Consider the following 15,584-nt stretch of genomic DNA (forward strand, 5'->3'; position numbering starts at 1 on the left):
TCAGGGTCGGCGGGAGGCGCCTCAGTCCTCGTCGCCTAGGCCGGCCGCCGCCTTCGCGCGCAGCCGCGTGTGCACATACGCGCCCTGCGGGATGTGCAGCAGATCGGCGATGCGCCACATCGTGTGGCGCTCGATGTCGCCGAGCTTGCCGTCGGCGTAGGCCACGCTCCACATCAGCTCGACCAGGCGCAGCTTCTCGGGCATCGCCCAGCGCTCGTCGATCGGGGAGGTGAAGGCGAACAGGTCCGAGGCCGTGCGGGCAGTGCACTCCGCCTGCGCGGTGAGCGCGTCGGCTTCGTCGTCGGACAAGGCGAAGAGCGCGGTCAGCGCGCGACGCACCGCGCCGCGCTCGAGGTCGGAGAAATCCGTGTCCGCGCGCATCACCTCGACCAGCAGCACCGCCGCCGACAAGGGCAGTGACGGCGTGCCGCCCCGCGAGCGCCCGAACGCGTCGTCCGGCGCCAGCGTGTCGAAAAGGTCCATCAGCGACTTGAACATGCCCGCATGGTGGCATGCGGCAGGGCCCGGGGCTTATGTCCTGCTTAAGCCGCTGGCCCTCACCCCGGCCCTCTCCCGCAAGCGGGAGAGGGAGTTCAAGCTCAACGCACCTTGCCTTCCTTCCATGCGCCCAGCAGCTTCTCGTATGCGATAGTCTCGCCCTTGGGCTTCTCGTTGGCCAGCTTGGCCCACGGCGCGCCCTTGTCGCTCAGCCACTTCTTCGGGTCTTCCTTCTTGTTGAGCTTGGGCGCGCACTTGGCCATCCCCGCACGCTCCAGACGCGCCATCACCGCGTCCATCTCGTCCGCCAGCGTGTCCATCGCGGCCTGCGGCGTCTTCTCGCCCGTCACCGCCTGCGCCACGTTCTTCCACCACAGCTGCGCCAGCTTCGGATAGTCCGGCACGTTCGTGCCCGTGGGCGTCCACGCCACCCGCGCCGGCGACCGGTAGAACTCGACCAGCCCGCCGTACTTGTTGGCGTTCTTGGTGAAGTACTCGCTGCGGATGTCGCTGTCGCGGATGAAGGTCAGCCCCTGGATGCTCTTCTTCAGGCTCACCGTCTTGGCCGTCACGAACTGCGCGTACAGCCACGCCGCCGCCGTCCGGTTCGCGTCATGCCCGCTGAAGAAGGTCCAGCTGCCCACGTCCTGGTAGCCGTTCTGCATGCCCGCCTTCCAGTACGGACCATTCGGTCCCGGCGCCATCCGCCACTTCGGCGTGCCGTCGGCATTCACCACCGGCAGGCCCGGCTTGGTCATGTCCGCCGTGAACGCCGTGTACCAGAAGATCTGCTGCGCGATCTGCCCCTGCGCGGGCACCGGACCGGCCTCGCCGAACGTCATCCCGGTCGCCTCCTTGGGCGCGTACTTCTTCATCCAGTCGACGTACTTCGTCAGCGCGTAGACCGCCGCCGGCGAGTTCGTCGCGCCGCCGCGCGCCACCGACGCGCCCACCGGCGTGCACTTGTCGTCGGCCACGCGGATGCCCCACTCGTCCACCGGCATGCCGTTGGGGATGCCCTTGTCCGCCGCGCCCGCCATCGACAGCCACGCGTCGGTGAAACGCCAGCCCAGCGACGGGTCCTTCTTGCCGTAGTCCATGTGACCGTAGATCGGCTTGCCGTCGATGGTCTTCACGTCATTGGAGAAGAACTCGGCGATGTCCTCGTACGCGCTCCAGTTCAGCGGCACGCCCAGGTCATAGCCGTACTTGGCCTTGAACTTGTCCTGCAGGTCCTTGCGCGCGAAGAGATCGGCCCGGAACCAGTACAGGTTGGCGAACTGCTGGTCCGGCAGCTGATACAGCTTGCCGTCTGGCGCCGTCGTGAAGCTGGTGCCGATGAAGTCCTTCAGGTCCAGACCCGGATTGGTCCACTCCTTGCCCGCACCGCCCATGTAGTCGGTGAGGTTCATGATCTTCCCGTAGCGGAAGTGCGTGCCGATCAGGTCCGAATCGGAGATCCAGCCGTCATAGATGCTCTTGCCCGACTGCATCGAGGTCTGCAGCTTCTCGACGACGTCACCCTCCTGGATCAGGTCGTGCTTGACCGTGATGCCGGTGATCTCGGTGAAGGCCTTGGCCAGCACCTTGGACTCGTACTCGTGCGTCGTGATCGTCTCCGACACCACCGAGATCTCCTTCACCCCCTTGGCCTGGAGCTTCTTGGCCGCCTCGATGAACCACTTCATCTCCGCCGTCTGCTTGTCCTTGGACAGCGTCGAGGGCTGGAATTCACTGTCGATCCACTTCTTGGCCTCGGCCTCGCCGGCCCAGGCGCCGGTCGCTCCCAGCGCCAGCAGTGCGGCCACGGCCAGCGCGGAATACTTGCTCTTGTTCACGCTTGTCTCCTGTGTCTGTCGAATCTCCCCCTGCATGAGGACGAATCGCGGCTCCGGGGGAACGGGAAGCCGAATTCCTTGAAGCTTCAATGACCTGCCCGGCGGCCTCATCCCTTGCGCAGGATCAGGCCCAGCACCAGCATCGATGCGACGAAGCTGATCCACACGCTGGGTTCGGCCTCGAGCTTGAACCACTCGGCCATCCTCGCGCCCAGCCCGACGAAGGCCAGGTTGATGTACGCGGCCGTCAGGAGGCCGATGAACAGGCGGTCGCCGCGCGTCGTGCGCATCGGCAGCCAGCCCTTGCGCAGCGTCGTCGGCGACTTGATCTCCCAGACCGTCATCCCGATCAGCATCAGCACCACGCAGGTGAAGAAGACCGCCACGGGCGTGGTCCACACCATCCAATCGAACATCGTCGACTCCTTGAACCCGTTGAACGCTCAGACGCGGCCCATCGCGAAACCCTTCGCGATGTAGTGCCGGACGAACCAGATCACGATGGCGCCCGGCACGATGGTCAGCGTGCCGGCCGCGGCCAGCGTGGACCAGTCCATGCCGGAGGCGCTCACCGTGCGCGTCATCGTCGCGACGATGGGCTTGGCGTTGACGCTGGTGAGCGTGCGCGCCAGCAGCAGCTCCACCCACGAGAACATGAAGCAGAAGAACGCCGCCACGCCCACGCCCGCCTTGATCAGCGGCAGGAACACCGTGAGGAAGAAACGCGGGAAGCTGTAGCCGTCGATGTACGCGGTCTCGTCGATCTCGCGCGGGATGCCGCTCATGAAGCCCTCGAGGATCCACACCGCCAGCGGCACGTTGAACAGCAGGTGCGCCAGCGCCACCGCGATGTGCGTGTCCATCAGGCCCAGCGTCGTGTAGAGCTGGAAGAACGGCAGCAGGAACACCGCCGGCGGCGTCATGCGGTTGGTCAGCAGCCAGAAGAAGACGTGCTTGTCGCCGAGGAACGAGTAGCGGCTGAACGCGTACGCCGCCGGCAGCGCCACGGTGATCGAGATCACCGTGTTGATCGCCACGTAGATCAGGCTGTTGATGTAGCCGCTGTACCAGGACGGGTCGGTGAAGATGGTCTGGTAGCTGGCCAGCGAGAAGTGCTTCGGCCACAGGCTGAAGCTGGACAGGATCTCGTCGTTGGTCTTGAAGCTCATGTTGACCATCCAGTAGATGGGCAACAGCGCGAAGAGCAGATACGCGATCAGGAAGATCGTGCGCTTGCGGAAACGGCGTTCATCCATGAGCGCTCTCCGTCTTGTCTTGGGTGCCCAGCGCCTGCATCCAGTTGTAGAGGATGAAGCACAGCAGCAGGATGATCAGGAAGTAGATCAGCGAGAACGCCGCCGCCGGGCCGAGGTCGAACTGGCCGACCGCCTTCTGCGTCAGGTACTGGCTGAGGAAGGTCGTCGCGTTGCCCGGCCCGCCACCGGTCAGCACGAAGGGCTCGGTGTAGATCATGAAGCTGTCCATGAAGCGCAGCAGCACCGCGATCATCAGCACGCCGCGCATCTTGGGCAGCTGGATGTAGCGGAAGACGGCGAACTTGCTCGCGCCGTCGATGCGCGCGGCCTGGTAGTAGGCATCGGGGATGGAGCGCAGGCCGGCGAAGCACAGCAGCGCCACCAGCGGCGTCCAGTGCCACACGTCCATCACCAGCACGGTGAGCCACGCATCGGTGGCGTCGCCGGTGTAGTTGTAGTCCACACCCAGCGCCTGCAGCGTGGCGCCCAGCAACCCGATGTCGGCACGGCCGTAGATCTGCCAGATCGTGCCGACGACGTTCCAGGGAATCAGCAGCGACAGCGCGACGATGACCAGCACCGCCGACGCCTTCCAGCCCGTCGCGGGCATGGACAGCGCCAGGCAGATGCCCAGCGGGATCTCCACCAGCAGCACCGCCAGCGAGAAGCCCAGCTGGCGCAGCAGCGCGCCGTGCAGTTCCTCGTCGCGCATGACCGCGGCGAACCACTCCACGCCGACGAAGACGCGCCGCTCGGGCGAGATGATGTCCTGCACCGAGTAGTTCACCACCGTCATCAGCGGCAGGATGGCCGAGAAGGCCACGCAGATGAACACGGGCAGGACGAGGAACCAGGCCTTCTGGTTGATCGGTTTCATGCGCGGCCCTCCGGGGCACCGAGGGCCGCGTCGGCCATCGTCGGCGCGGCGGCGGCGATCAGCCGCTCATCAGCGCCATAGAAGCAGGTGTGGGCGCTCATCACGCGCAGCGCCACGGTGGCGCCGGCCGCGGGCGGTCGCGCGTTGGCGTGGAGCCGCGCCTTGATCGTGTACGGGCCGATGCGCGCGGTCAGCAGCCAGTAGGTGCCGATGTCCTGCACCTGGCTGACCACGCCGGTCACCGTGCCGGGCAGCGCCGGCACGCCGTCGCCGACATCGTCCACGTCGACGTACTCCGGCCGGATGCCCAGCATGAAGGGCTCCGCGCGCGACAGCGCCGCGCCCGACGCGGGATCGACCCGCCCGGCCACCGGCTGTCCGGCCACGCTCAGGCCGCCGCCGTCCTCCAGCGCCGCGGGCAGGAAGTTCATGCCCGGCGAGCCGATGAAGTGGCCCACGAAACGGTGACTGGGCCGCTCGAACAGCTCGCCCGCGGTGCCGACCTGCACCGCGCGGCCGCGCGTCATGACGACGATGCGGTCGGCGAAGGTCAGCGCCTCGACCTGGTCGTGCGTGACGTAGATCAGCGTGAGCTTGAGCTCGTTGTGGATCTGCTTGAGCTTGCGCCGCAGCTGCCATTTCAGATGCGGGTCGATGACGGTCAGCGGCTCGTCGAAGAGCACGGCCGACACGTCCTCGCGGACCAGGCCGCGACCCAGCGAGATCTTCTGCTTGGCGTCCGCCGACAGGCCCGAGGCCCGCTGGTTCAACTGCCCGTTGAGCTCCAGCATCTCGGCGATCTTCCCCACGCGCGCCTTGATGCGGTCGGCCGGCACGCCGCGGTTGCGCAGCGGGAACGCGAGGTTCTCGGCCACCGTCATCGTGTCGTAGATGACGGGGAACTGGAACACCTGCGCGATGTTGCGCTGCTGCGGCGTGAGCGCGGTCACGTCGCGGCCGTCGAACTTCACCGTGCCGTGCGAGGGCTTGAGCAGGCCCGACACGATATTCAGCATCGTCGTCTTGCCGCAGCCCGAGGGCCCGAGCAGCGCGTACGCGCCGCCGTCCTCGAAGGTCATCGTCAGCGGCAGCAGCGCGTAGTCGTTGTCGTCCTTCGGGTCGGGCCGATAGGCGTGGGCGAGGTCCAGGTCGATGCGGGCCATCAGCGGGCTCCCAGGCGCTCGGGCGCGCGCGTCAGCAGGCCGGCCGCGTCGAAGACGTGCACATGCGCCGCGTTGAGATGAAGCGTCAGCGGCGCGCCGAGCTCGAAGTCGTGCACGCCGGTCAGCTGCGCGACCAGCTCGCCGATCTCGGTGCGCGCGTGGACGAAGGTGTCGGAGCCGGAGATCTCCGCGAGCTCGACCTCGCCGCGGATCGCGATGTCGCCAGGCCGCGCCGACACGCGCAGCGCGCTGGCGCGCACGCCGACGGTGACGCCGCCCTGCCCCGGCAGCGCGAGTTCCAGGCCCGGGCGCAGCTGCAGCCGGTCGCCCACGCCCTGCGCGATGACGAGGTTCATCGGCGGATCGCTGAATGCGCGCGCCACGCGCAGCGACGCGGGACGATGGAAGACCTCGGCGGTGGGCCCGTACTGCAGCAGCTCGCCGGCATCCATGACCGCGGTGTAGCCGCCGAGTTGCAGCGCCTCGGCCGGCTCGGTGGTCGCATAGACGACGGTGGACTCGCCGGCGGCGAAGAGCGCGCCGAGTTCCTCGCGCAGTTCCTCGCGCAGCTTGTAGTCGAGGTTCACCAGCGGCTCGTCGAGCAGCATCAGCGGCGCCTGCTTGGCCAGCGCGCGCGCGAGCGCCACGCGCTGCTGCTGACCGCCGGAGAGCTGCGCGGGCAGCTTGTCCAGGTGCATCTCGATGTGCAGCTTGGCGGCGAGCTCATCGACCCGCGCGCGGATCGCGGCGCGGTCCAGCTTGCCGCGCAGCTTCAGCGGCGAGGCGATGTTGTCGCGCACCGTCATCGACGGGTAGTTGATGAACTGCTGATAGACCATGGCCACGTCGCGCTTGCGCACGGGCCAGCCGGTCACATCGGTGCCGTCGACCAGCACCTGGCCGTCGGTGGGCCGGTCCAGGCCCGCCATCAGGCGCATCAGCGTGGTCTTGCCGGCCTGCGTCGCGCCCAGCAGCACGGTGACCGCGTTGGGCGCCAGGCGCAGGTCCATGGGATACAGGTGCTGCTGCGCGCCGACCTTGTGGCTCACGCCGCGCAAGCTCAGTTCCATGAGGTCGGCTCCATCGCGGGGTCGCATCGCCGGCCTGGTCGCATGCCTTGCATGTCTTGCATGGCTCGGATGTCTCGGATGTCTCGCATGTCCCTTCGATCCTTCTTGTCGGTCACTTCGGTCGTTCTTCTTCTCGGGGGGCTCAGGCCGCGGCGGGCCGGCTCCAGAGGTGTTCGCGCTCGGCGAACCACTGGACCACCGCCATGCGTTGCACCTCGGTGTAATGCAGTCCCAGCTTGGAGCGACGCCACAGCACGTCGTCCGCGGCGCGCGCCCATTCCTCGCGCACCAGGTATTCGAGTTCCGCCTGGTGCAGGCCGGGGGCAATCTCCGGGCCAAGGTCCTCGAGCCGTTCCGCGCCGCCGAGCACCCGGCCGATGCGCGCGCCGTAGGCCCGCGCCATCCGGCGTGCCAGCGAGGGCGGCAACCAGGGATGGCGCTGGCCGATGGTCGCGAGCAGCCGCTGGAAATCGGTGTCGGGCCGTTGCGGCGCGCCGATCCAGTCGCGCAGGTCGCCGCCGGGCAGGTGCGAATGTTCGGTCCAGGCGCGGCGCCGGTCGCCCAGCAGGGTGCCGACGAGATCGGCCGCATCCTCGGCCAGCTTGCGGAAGGTGGTGATCTTGCCGCCCCACACGCTGAGCAGCGGCGCGCCGTCCGTGGCGTGGGTCTCCAGCAGGTAGTCGCGCGTGACCGCCGACGGATCGCCCGAGGCGTCATCCAGCAGCGGCCGCACGCCGGCGTAGGTCCACACCACGTCCTCGGGCCGCACCGGCTCGCGGAAGTAGCGGCTGGCCTGCTCGCACAGGTAGGCGATCTCGCGCTCGTCGATGCGCGCCTTGCCGAAACCGGCCAGCGATTCCTGGGGCAGCTCCACGTCGGTCGTGCCGATCAGGGTGAAGTCGTCCTCGTAGGGGATCGCGAAGATGATCCGCTTGTCGGGGTTCTGGAAGATGTAGGCGTGGTCGTGCTGGAAGCGCTTGCGCACGATGATGTGGCTGCCCTTGACCAGCCGCAGGCTCTTGGTCGCCAGCGCCTCGCCGCGCGCGGGCGACGCCACCTCGCGCAGGAAGCCCTCCGCCCACGGGCCCGCCGCGTTGACCAGCGCGCGGGCACGCAGGGTGCGCTCGCCGTCGGCGCAGCGCAGCGTGGCGGTCCAGTGGTCGGCATGGCGGCGCGCGCCGGTGACCGTGGTGCGCGTGTGCAGCGCCGCGCCGCGATCACGCGCGTCCAGCGCGTTGAGCACCACCAGCCGCGCGTCGTCCACCCAGCCGTCGGAGTAGACGAAGCCGCGCGTGTAGTCCGACTTCAGCGGCTCGCCATAGGGCGAGCGGCGCAGGTCCACGCCCTCCGAGCCGGGCAGCACCTCGCGCCGGGCGAGATGGTCGTAGAGGAACAGGCCGATGCGGATCATCCAGGCCGGGCGCATGGCCGCGTCGTGCGGCATCACGAAGCGCAGCGGCCACATGATGTGCGGCGCGCTGCGCAGCAGCACCTCGCGTTCCTGCAGCGCCTTGCGCACGAGCGAGAACTCGTAGTACTCCAGGTAGCGCAGCCCGCCGTGGATCAGCTTGGTCGAGGACGAGGAGGTGTGGGCCGCGAAGTCCGAGGCTTCCGCCAGCACCACCTTCCACCCCCGCCCGGCGAGGTCACGGGCGATGCCGGCCCCATTGATGCCGCCGCCCACGACGAGCACGTCGCAGTCGCCGTGAGGCGCAGCGGCGGCAGCGTTGTCGGCAGTGGCATCGGCGCTGGCGCCGGCGAGAGGGGTGGACGGGACGGAATTCAAGGTCGAGTCTCCTTGGGCGCGAATCGGCGCGGCACCGCCTCGGCGGGACCGCGAAGTTCGCAATTCTGTTCTTCTTTTTTCTTTTTAGCGCGAATGCGCGCGTTTCACCCGAGGGTTAACCCGATCAGATGTTCGTTTTGGTTCCTTTAGCCTGCGCGCCATGAATCCCAATCCCCGCCAGAACGATCTGCTGCAGGAGGTGCGCGCGCGTGGATCGGTCAGCGTCGAGGCGCTGGCCGAGCAGTTCGGCGTGACGCTGCAGACGGTGCGCCGGGACGTGCAGCGCCTGGCCGAGGCCGGCCTGGTGCAGCGCTTCCACGGCGGCGTGCGAGTGCCCTCCTCCACCACCGAGAACATCGCCTACCGCCAGCGCCAGGCCATGCAGGCCGACGGCAAGGCGCGCATCGCCCGCGCGATCGCGGCGCGCATTCCCGCGGGCTGCTCGCTGATCCTGAACCTGGGCACGACCACCGAGGCCGTCGCCCATGCGCTGCTGCATCACAAGGGCCTGCGCGTGATCACGAACAACCTCAACGTCGCGATGATCCTGAGCGACAACCCCGATTGCGAGCTGGTGATGGTGGGCGGGTCGGTGCGTCATCGCGACCGCGGCATCGTCGGCGAGGCGGCCGTGGACTTCATCCGCCAGTTCAAGGTGGACATTGGGCTGATCGGCATCTCGGGCATCGAGTCCGACGGCAGCCTGCGCGACTTCGATTACCGCGAGGTGATGGTGGCGCGGGCCATCGTCGAGCACTCGCGCGAGGTGTGGGTGGCCGCGGACGCGACCAAATTCAACCGGCCGGCGATGGCCGAGGTCGCTCGCTTGCCCCAGATCGACGCGCTGTTCACCGACGAGGCGCCGCCCGCGCCCTTCCCCGCGCTGATGGCCGACGCGGGCGTGGAACTCGTCGTCGCGCCGTAGCATGGGCGAGGCGCCCGGCCTTCCAGAACAACTCCATCGAGACAAGTCGAGACAAGCCATGACCTATCTGCTGGCCCTGGACCAGGGCACCTCCAGTTCACGCGCGATCGTGTTCGACGCGCAGGGGCGCATCGTCGCGATGGCGCAGCGCGAGTTCCGCCAGATCTACCCGCAGCCGGGCTGGGTCGAGCATGACGGCGACGAGATCTGGGACACGCAACTGGCCGTCGCGCGCGAGGTGCTGGCCAAGGCCGCGCTGAAGGCCGACGACGTGAAGGCCGTGGGCATCACGAACCAGCGCGAGACGACGCTGGTATGGAACCGCAGGACCGGGCGGCCGATCCATCACGCGATCGTGTGGCAGGACCGTCGCGCCGAGCCGCGCTGCGCGGAGCTGCGCGAGCAGGGGCACGGCGCCACCATCCTGCGCAAGACCGGGCTGGTGGTCGATGCGTACTTCTCAGGCACGAAGCTGCAGTGGATCCTCGATCACGTCGCGGGCGCGCGCGATCAGGCCGAGCGCGGCGAGCTCGCCTTCGGCACGATCGACAGCTGGCTGATCTGGAAGCTCACCAACGGCGAGGTGCATGTCACCGACGTGAGCAACGCGTCGCGCACGATGCTGTTCAACGTGCGCGAGAACCGGTGGGACGAGGAGCTGCTCGCGCTGCTGCGCATCCCGGCGGCGATGCTGCCCGAGGTGAAGCCGTCGGCGAGCGAGTTCGGCCGCGCGGCGCCGGAGCATCTCGGCGCGGCGCTGACGATCGGCGGCATCGGCGGCGATCAGCAGAGCGCGCTGTTCGGCCAGGCCTGCTTCGAGGCGGGCATGGCCAAGAACACCTACGGCACGGGCTGTTTCATGCTGATGCACACGGGGCCGCGCTTCCAGACCAGCGACAACGGGCTGATCACGACGAGCGCGGCGCAGATCGACGCGACGCCGCAGTACGCGCTGGAGGGCAGCGTCTTCATCGGCGGCGCGGTGGTGCAGTGGCTGCGTGACGGGCTCAATGCGATCAAGGCCAGCGGCGAGGTGCAGGGCCTGGCGGAGAGCGTGCCCGACGCGGGCGGAGTGATGTTCGTGCCGGCCTTCACGGGGCTGGGCGCGCCGTACTGGGACGCCGAGGCGCGCGGTGCGATCGTGGGGCTGACGCGGGGGTCGACGGTGGCGCACATCGCGCGCGCGGCGCTGGAGAGCATCGCGTTCCAGAGCGCGGCGCTGCTGCAGGCGATGAGCCGTGACGCGGTGGCCGCGGGGGGCGCGCCGGTGAGCGAGCTGCGCGTGGACGGTGGGGCATGCGTGAACGACCTGCTGATGCAGTTCCAGGCGGACCTGCTGGGCATTCCTGTGGTGCGGCCGAAGGTGATCGAGACGACGGCGCTGGGCGCGGCGTACCTGGCGGGCCTGACGGCGGGGGTGTACGGCAACCTCGAGGACATCGGGCGCAACTGGCAGGCGGAACGGGTGTTCCGCCCGACGATGTCGCGCGATCGCGCCGAGGCGCTGATGGCGCAGTGGGAGCGCGCGGTGAGGCAGGCGTCGGCGCGTTGAGGTCGTTGACGTCCCTCGTCGGAGGTCCCTCATCGGAGGGTGGGCTCATCCCCCATCGATGACTGATTTGAGGAAGTGCGGGACGAGATCGGTGTGCCTAGAGTTGCGGGCTTCTTCTTTTCAGAACCAGGCCCCCAATGCCAGATTTCGACTTCCGTGAGATCGGTCCATTTGCCACCATCGACGAATGCAACCGCGTCACGATCCCTGACTCGGTGCTCAAGGAGTTTCACCTCGAGCCCGGAGACCAGGTGGAGTTCTCGTCGCTCAGCGACGACGAGTTCCTCTTCCATATCAGACGCAAGTCCGCACCCATCGACGGCCCGCTTGTCAGTCCATTGGGGCGCCCGCTGACCATCAAGGAGATGAACGACGGAATCGGCGAGGCTGTGGTCGAGAGTTATCTCCGATCTGTCGGCGAGCTCCCTCGGGTGCGTGCGCGATACCGCTGACGCCCGGTCTTCAGAACCCGAAGGATTCCCCGGCACCGACCAGCGTCAAGATGCCCAGCACCGCGAAGATCACCGCGGCGATGCCGTGAACCAGCCGCACCGGGAGCTTGTGGGCGAGCTTGTCGCCCACCAGCACCGCCGGCACATTGGCGATCATCATCCCGAAGGTCGTGCCCGCCACCACCGGCCACAGGTCGTTGAACCGCGCCGCCAGCGCCACCGTCGCGATCTGCGTCTTGTCGCCCATCTCGGCCAGGAAGAACGCCACGATCGTCGTGCCCAGCACGCCCATGCGGAACTTGCCGCCCGTCTCCTCTTCCTCGATCTTGTCGGGGATCAGCGTCCACACCGCCATCGCGATGAAGCCCACCCCCAGCACCCAGCGCAGGATCTGCGGCGACACCTGCGTCGTGATCCAGCTGCCCACCGCGCCCGCGCAGGCGTGATTGACCAGCGTCGCGATCAGGATGCCCAGCACGATGGGCCCCGGCTTGCGGAAACGCGCCGCCAGGATGAAGGCCAGCAATTGGGTCTTGTCGCCGATTTCGGCGAGGGCCACGAGGCCGGTGGAGATGAGGAAGGCTTCCATGAAAGACTCAGCGGCCGAGACGAACCATTGACCATGCCGCCGCCGGCCGCAATACCGGGGGCATGGTCAAAGGTCTCGCCAGGCTGGGAACCCGCAGGTTCCTGGCTACCTCACGCCATGAGCCGAGGCTCAAGTCTGTTGACGCGGGTCTGCTGAATGGGCCCGTCGGGCGACGGGCGGGGTGCAGCGGCTACTCCCCAATGACAGCGCGCATTGTAGCCACGGCCAATCCCGGCCAGGCGCGCTGCACGGTTTCCACCGGTCCCACATCGCCCAGCAGCAGCAGATGCGTGCGGTTGTCACGCCAGCTGGCCGCCATCAGCAACTGCAGCACCGGCGCGCTGACCGCGCGCACCCGCTGCGGCCACGCGGCCAGATCATCCAGTTCCGCGCTCGACACGGCCTGGGCCACGGCCACATCCGGCGCCTCGGCCAGCCGCGCCATTCCCTCGCCCACCGCCAGCGCCTGCGCCATCGCGAGGTCCTCCGGCGTCACGAGCTCCGCAGCGATCTGCGGAAGCTGCTCGCGCAACGCGGTCAGCAGCTCCGGCACCGCCGACACCGGCAAGGTCGTGCCCAGGCGCCAGCTGAACGCGCCGCCCAGCGACTCCAGTTCGGCATCCCACGCCCACGGCCAGCGCGCGGACAGGCGTTGTTGCATCAGCACCCGGGCGAGCTCGCGCACCGCCGGCGGCGTGCCGCGCGGCACCGGCGTCTGCAGCACCAGCCGGCAGCCCTGCCCTTGCGGCAACGGCAGGATCTGCGCCACCACCGCGGCGGGCGCGGTGGTCGACAGCGTCAGGGCCGGCGTCGGCGGGGCCGCGGGACCCTTGGCCACCCGCCAGTCACCGAGCACGTCCTCGGCCAGCGCTCTTGCCGCCGACAGCGTCAGGTCACCGGCGAACACCAGCACCGCGCGTTCCGGCCGCCAGTACTGGCGATGGAACCCGAGCACGTCCTCGCGGCGCAGCCGCTTGAGGCTGCCCGAGGTCGACACCGGCGCGGCGCGACCCCAGAACTGCCGGCGCGCCGCCCACGGCGCGAGCTGCAGCGCGTCGGCTCGACGAAGGACCACCGCATCCAGCGCCCGGCTGCGGATGTGCTCCAACGCCTCGAAGGCCAGCGCCGGCCGCTGCGTCAGATCAGCGATGAGGTTGAGCGCGTCGTCGCATTGATCGGGCACGGCTTCCAGCGCGATCTCGGCCGTGCTCGGCGTGAGCTCCAGGCGCAGCGGCAGGCCCAGCAGGTCGGCGGCATAGGCGATGTCGGCCGATTCCATCTCCTCGCCGGCACGTCTGGCGCCTTGCGCGAGCATCGCCAGCGCGACCTCCGACAAACCTTCCTTGCCGGCCGGATCCCGCAGCCATCCGCCCTCGCTGATCAACCGGATCGCGGTGCGCGGCGCGCCAGGACGCGGCAGCACGATCACACGCAGCCCGTTGGCGAGCCTGGCCTGCTCGATGGCCAACGGCCCGAACGACGGCGCGGGCGGCGCCTCCGGCGGGCGGTCGAAACCATCCTGTGCCAGTGCCGGCCAGGCCGCCGCGCCCGAGGCCACCGCCGCGCCGAGCATCAGGCCGCGGCGTCGGTGATCGACGATCACGTGGCCATCCAAGTTGCCATTCGCGTGGCCATTCGAGTGGCCATTCCAGAGGCGATTCAAGCGGGCGTTCATGCGGCCACTCCCGCCGCGGCGCCGATGTCCGCCAGCAAGGTGAGCACCGGTGCCTGCACGATCTGCTTGCGCCAGAACTGCTGGACGTCCGCGCCGCTGAGCTTGCTCCAGGCGGCCATGTCCTTGGCCGGGGCGCCCGCGTCGCCGCGCACCGCCCAGGCCGTGCCGAGCGCGGTGGCGAGCCGATCGGCCGTCCATTCGGCGGCGAGCGTCTGGCGCCGCAGCAGCGCCTTGGCCTTGTCGAGCTCCTCATCCGTCACCGGTTCATCGGCCAGCCGCAGCGTTTCCTGCAGCAGTGCCTGCGCCAGCGGGGCGGCGGTCTGACCGTGCGCGGCCAGCGCCTGCGCGACCAGCAGGCCAGCGTCGCGATGCTGGTCCAGGCTCAGGCTGAGCTGATGCGCCAGCGCCTTCTCGTCGACCAGCGTGTCGATCAGCCGACCCGAGCGACCCAATCCCAGCAGCGCATGCGCGAGCAGCCAGGTCGGCGTCGACGGGTCGTCGGCGCGCGGCACCTGCCAGACCAGCGCGGCCGCGGGCAGCGGCGCCCGGACCAGGGACAGCTTCAAGGTCTGGCTCTGCGGGCGGCGCGACTCGCGCAGCTCGCTCACGGCGTCCGCTGGCGCCGTGGATACGTTGGCCGAAGTCGACGCCGGCGTCGAGGGCGCTGACGACGTCATCATCGGCATCGGCGTACGGATCGACCCGAAGTAGTGCTGCACCCAGCGCGCCAGCGCGCCCTCGTCGAAGGCGCCCGTCACCACGAGCAGCGCGCGGTCGCAGCCGAAACGCGCCGCGTGGAAAGCACGGACGGTGTCGACGTCCACGTCCTTGAGCTGGTCCGGGTCGCCCAGCGCGCCGCGCTGATACGGATGCGTGAGGTAGCCGTGGCGCTGGACCGCGAGGTCCAGCCGCGCATACGGATGCAGCAGCGGCTCCTGGACCGCCTGGCGCAGCTGCTGTCGCGCGAAGGTCAGGGCCGTCGCATCGAAGCGCGGATTGCTCATGCGCTCGGCCTCGGCCCACAACACGCGTTCGAGCTGGTGCGCCGGCACCACCGTCTGCAGGGCGGCGAAGTCCTCATCGATCTCGACTCGGCTGCGGCCACCGGCACTCGCGATGAGGCGCTGGAACTGTCCGGGCTCGAGGTTGCGGCTGGCCGCGGCGAGCGTGCGCAGCGTCAGGTGGGACAGGCCGCTCAGGCCCGTCGGATCGTCGCGGCCACCGCAGCGATAGACGATCCGCACCGCGGCCTGCGTGCCCGGCACGGGGCGGGCCAGCCACAGCAGGCCGTTGGGCAGACGCTGTGGCTCAAGGGTCGGGGCGGGCGTGGACGCGCTCATGGCCGGCATCCTAGCTGCCAATCCGCTGTCAGCAGCGGGTCCGCATCATCGGCGCGACATCGTCCTACAGGCCGACCCGCCGTTCCGCCCATTCAGGGGGGACGGCCTGTCCCCTCTTCGGCTGTCCCTCTTCATCACCCATCGGAAGGAATGTCATGAGCGCCCTGCACTTCGCCTACACGATCGTCTACGTCGAGGACGTCGGCGCGTCCCTGGACTTCTTCGAGCGCGCCTTCGGTCTCACGCGGCGTTTCCTGCACGAGTCCGGCGCCTATGGCGAGCTCGAGACCGGCGCCACCACCCTGTCCTTCGCGCGGCACGACATCGCCCGCGGCAACCTGGGCCAGGACTACCGCAAGGCCGGCGACGGCGCGCCGCTGGGCATGGAGATCGGGCTGTCGACCCAGGACGTGCCCGCCGCCTACGCGCGGGCGCTGGCGGCCGGCGCGCAGGGCCTCACGCCCCCGATCACCAAGCCCTGGGGCCAGGTCGTGGCCTACGTGCGTTGCCCGGATGGCGCGCTGGTGGAGCTGTGCACGCCGATCTGATCGCGCGGCGGCCGG

The 15,584-nt window shown here is 69.1% G+C and carries 15 protein-coding genes and 1 riboswitch; of the genes, 4 read left to right on the plus strand and 11 right to left on the minus strand.

Features of this window, described 5'->3' with window-relative positions:
* Positions 1–21: 21 nt before the first annotated feature.
* The 8 genes from ACNI65_RS22265 to glpD all read right to left on the minus strand — a co-directional run bounded on the left by ACNI65_RS22265 (position 22) and on the right by glpD (position 8,488).
* Complete coding sequence (locus ACNI65_RS22265) at positions 22–498, minus strand: TerB family tellurite resistance protein (protein WP_416759462.1); 477 nt, start codon at positions 496–498, stop codon at positions 22–24.
* 101 nt (positions 499–599) lie between these two features.
* Positions 600–2,312 (minus strand): ABC transporter substrate-binding protein, encoded by a 1,713-nt coding sequence (locus tag ACNI65_RS22270; protein WP_416763682.1) that lies wholly within the window; start codon positions 2,310–2,312, stop codon positions 600–602.
* A 131-nt stretch (positions 2,313–2,443) separates the two neighbouring features.
* Positions 2,444–2,752, minus strand: a complete 309-nt coding sequence (locus ACNI65_RS22275; RefSeq protein ID WP_416759464.1) for a DUF2160 domain-containing protein — start codon at positions 2,750–2,752, stop codon at positions 2,444–2,446.
* Positions 2,753–2,779: 27 nt separating this feature from the next.
* Positions 2,780–3,592, minus strand: coding sequence for a carbohydrate ABC transporter permease (locus ACNI65_RS22280; protein WP_416759465.1), 813 nt, complete (start codon positions 3,590–3,592; stop codon positions 2,780–2,782).
* On the minus strand, positions 3,585–4,469 hold the full coding sequence (locus ACNI65_RS22285) for a carbohydrate ABC transporter permease (protein WP_416759467.1): 885 nt from the start codon (positions 4,467–4,469) through the stop codon (positions 3,585–3,587). Before ACNI65_RS22285 ends, ACNI65_RS22280 begins: the two co-directional genes overlap by 8 nt.
* Positions 4,466–5,632, minus strand: a complete 1,167-nt coding sequence (locus tag ACNI65_RS22290) for an ABC transporter ATP-binding protein (RefSeq protein ID WP_416759468.1) — start codon at positions 5,630–5,632, stop codon at positions 4,466–4,468. Before ACNI65_RS22290 ends, ACNI65_RS22285 begins: the two co-directional genes overlap by 4 nt.
* Positions 5,632–6,702, minus strand: a complete 1,071-nt coding sequence (locus ACNI65_RS22295) for an ABC transporter ATP-binding protein (RefSeq protein ID WP_416759469.1) — start codon at positions 6,700–6,702, stop codon at positions 5,632–5,634. The genes ACNI65_RS22290 and ACNI65_RS22295 overlap by 1 nt, the downstream gene beginning before the upstream one ends.
* Positions 6,703–6,844: 142 nt before the next feature.
* Positions 6,845–8,488, minus strand: coding sequence for a glycerol-3-phosphate dehydrogenase (glpD, locus tag ACNI65_RS22300; RefSeq protein ID WP_416759470.1), 1,644 nt, complete (start codon positions 8,486–8,488; stop codon positions 6,845–6,847).
* A gap of 160 nt (positions 8,489–8,648) precedes the next feature.
* Between glpD and ACNI65_RS22305 the strand changes: the two genes are divergently transcribed.
* From ACNI65_RS22305 to ACNI65_RS22315, 3 genes are all read left to right on the plus strand, one after another.
* Positions 8,649–9,413: a DeoR/GlpR family DNA-binding transcription regulator gene (locus ACNI65_RS22305; RefSeq protein ID WP_416759471.1), complete on the plus strand. Its 765-nt coding sequence runs from the start codon at positions 8,649–8,651 to the stop codon at positions 9,411–9,413.
* Positions 9,414–9,471: 58 nt separating this feature from the next.
* Entirely contained in the window at positions 9,472–10,965 is a 1,494-nt protein-coding gene (gene glpK / locus ACNI65_RS22310) for a glycerol kinase GlpK (protein WP_416759472.1), read from the plus strand.
* A gap of 137 nt (positions 10,966–11,102) precedes the next feature.
* A complete protein-coding gene (locus ACNI65_RS22315) occupies positions 11,103–11,417 on the plus strand; it encodes an AbrB/MazE/SpoVT family DNA-binding domain-containing protein (protein ID WP_416759474.1) in 315 nt (104 codons plus the stop codon).
* 10 nt (positions 11,418–11,427) lie between these two features.
* Here ACNI65_RS22315 and ACNI65_RS22320 read toward each other — a convergent pair whose 3' ends face one another.
* The 3 genes from ACNI65_RS22320 to ACNI65_RS22330 all read right to left on the minus strand — a co-directional run bounded on the left by ACNI65_RS22320 (position 11,428) and on the right by ACNI65_RS22330 (position 15,021).
* The gene (locus tag ACNI65_RS22320) at positions 11,428–12,006 is read right to left on the minus strand and encodes a TMEM165/GDT1 family protein (RefSeq protein WP_416759475.1); all 579 of its coding nucleotides are present in this window, start codon (positions 12,004–12,006) and stop codon (positions 11,428–11,430) included.
* A gap of 77 nt (positions 12,007–12,083) precedes the next feature.
* Positions 12,084–12,217, minus strand: a riboswitch (yybP-ykoY riboswitch).
* On the minus strand, positions 12,197–13,681 hold the full coding sequence (locus ACNI65_RS22325) for a M16 family metallopeptidase (protein WP_416759476.1): 1,485 nt from the start codon (positions 13,679–13,681) through the stop codon (positions 12,197–12,199). (Overlaps the previous riboswitch by 21 nt.)
* Entirely contained in the window at positions 13,678–15,021 is a 1,344-nt protein-coding gene (locus ACNI65_RS22330; protein WP_416759477.1) for a M16 family metallopeptidase, read from the minus strand. The genes ACNI65_RS22325 and ACNI65_RS22330 overlap by 4 nt, the downstream gene beginning before the upstream one ends.
* Positions 15,022–15,185: 164 nt before the next feature.
* Between ACNI65_RS22330 and ACNI65_RS22335 the strand changes: the two genes are divergently transcribed.
* The gene (locus tag ACNI65_RS22335) at positions 15,186–15,569 is read left to right on the plus strand and encodes a VOC family protein (protein WP_416763683.1); all 384 of its coding nucleotides are present in this window, start codon (positions 15,186–15,188) and stop codon (positions 15,567–15,569) included.
* The last annotated feature ends 15 nt before the right edge of the window (positions 15,570–15,584 follow it).

Source organism: Roseateles sp. So40a (assembly GCF_048081605.1).
Taxonomy (GTDB): domain Bacteria; phylum Pseudomonadota; class Gammaproteobacteria; order Burkholderiales; family Burkholderiaceae_C; genus Roseateles.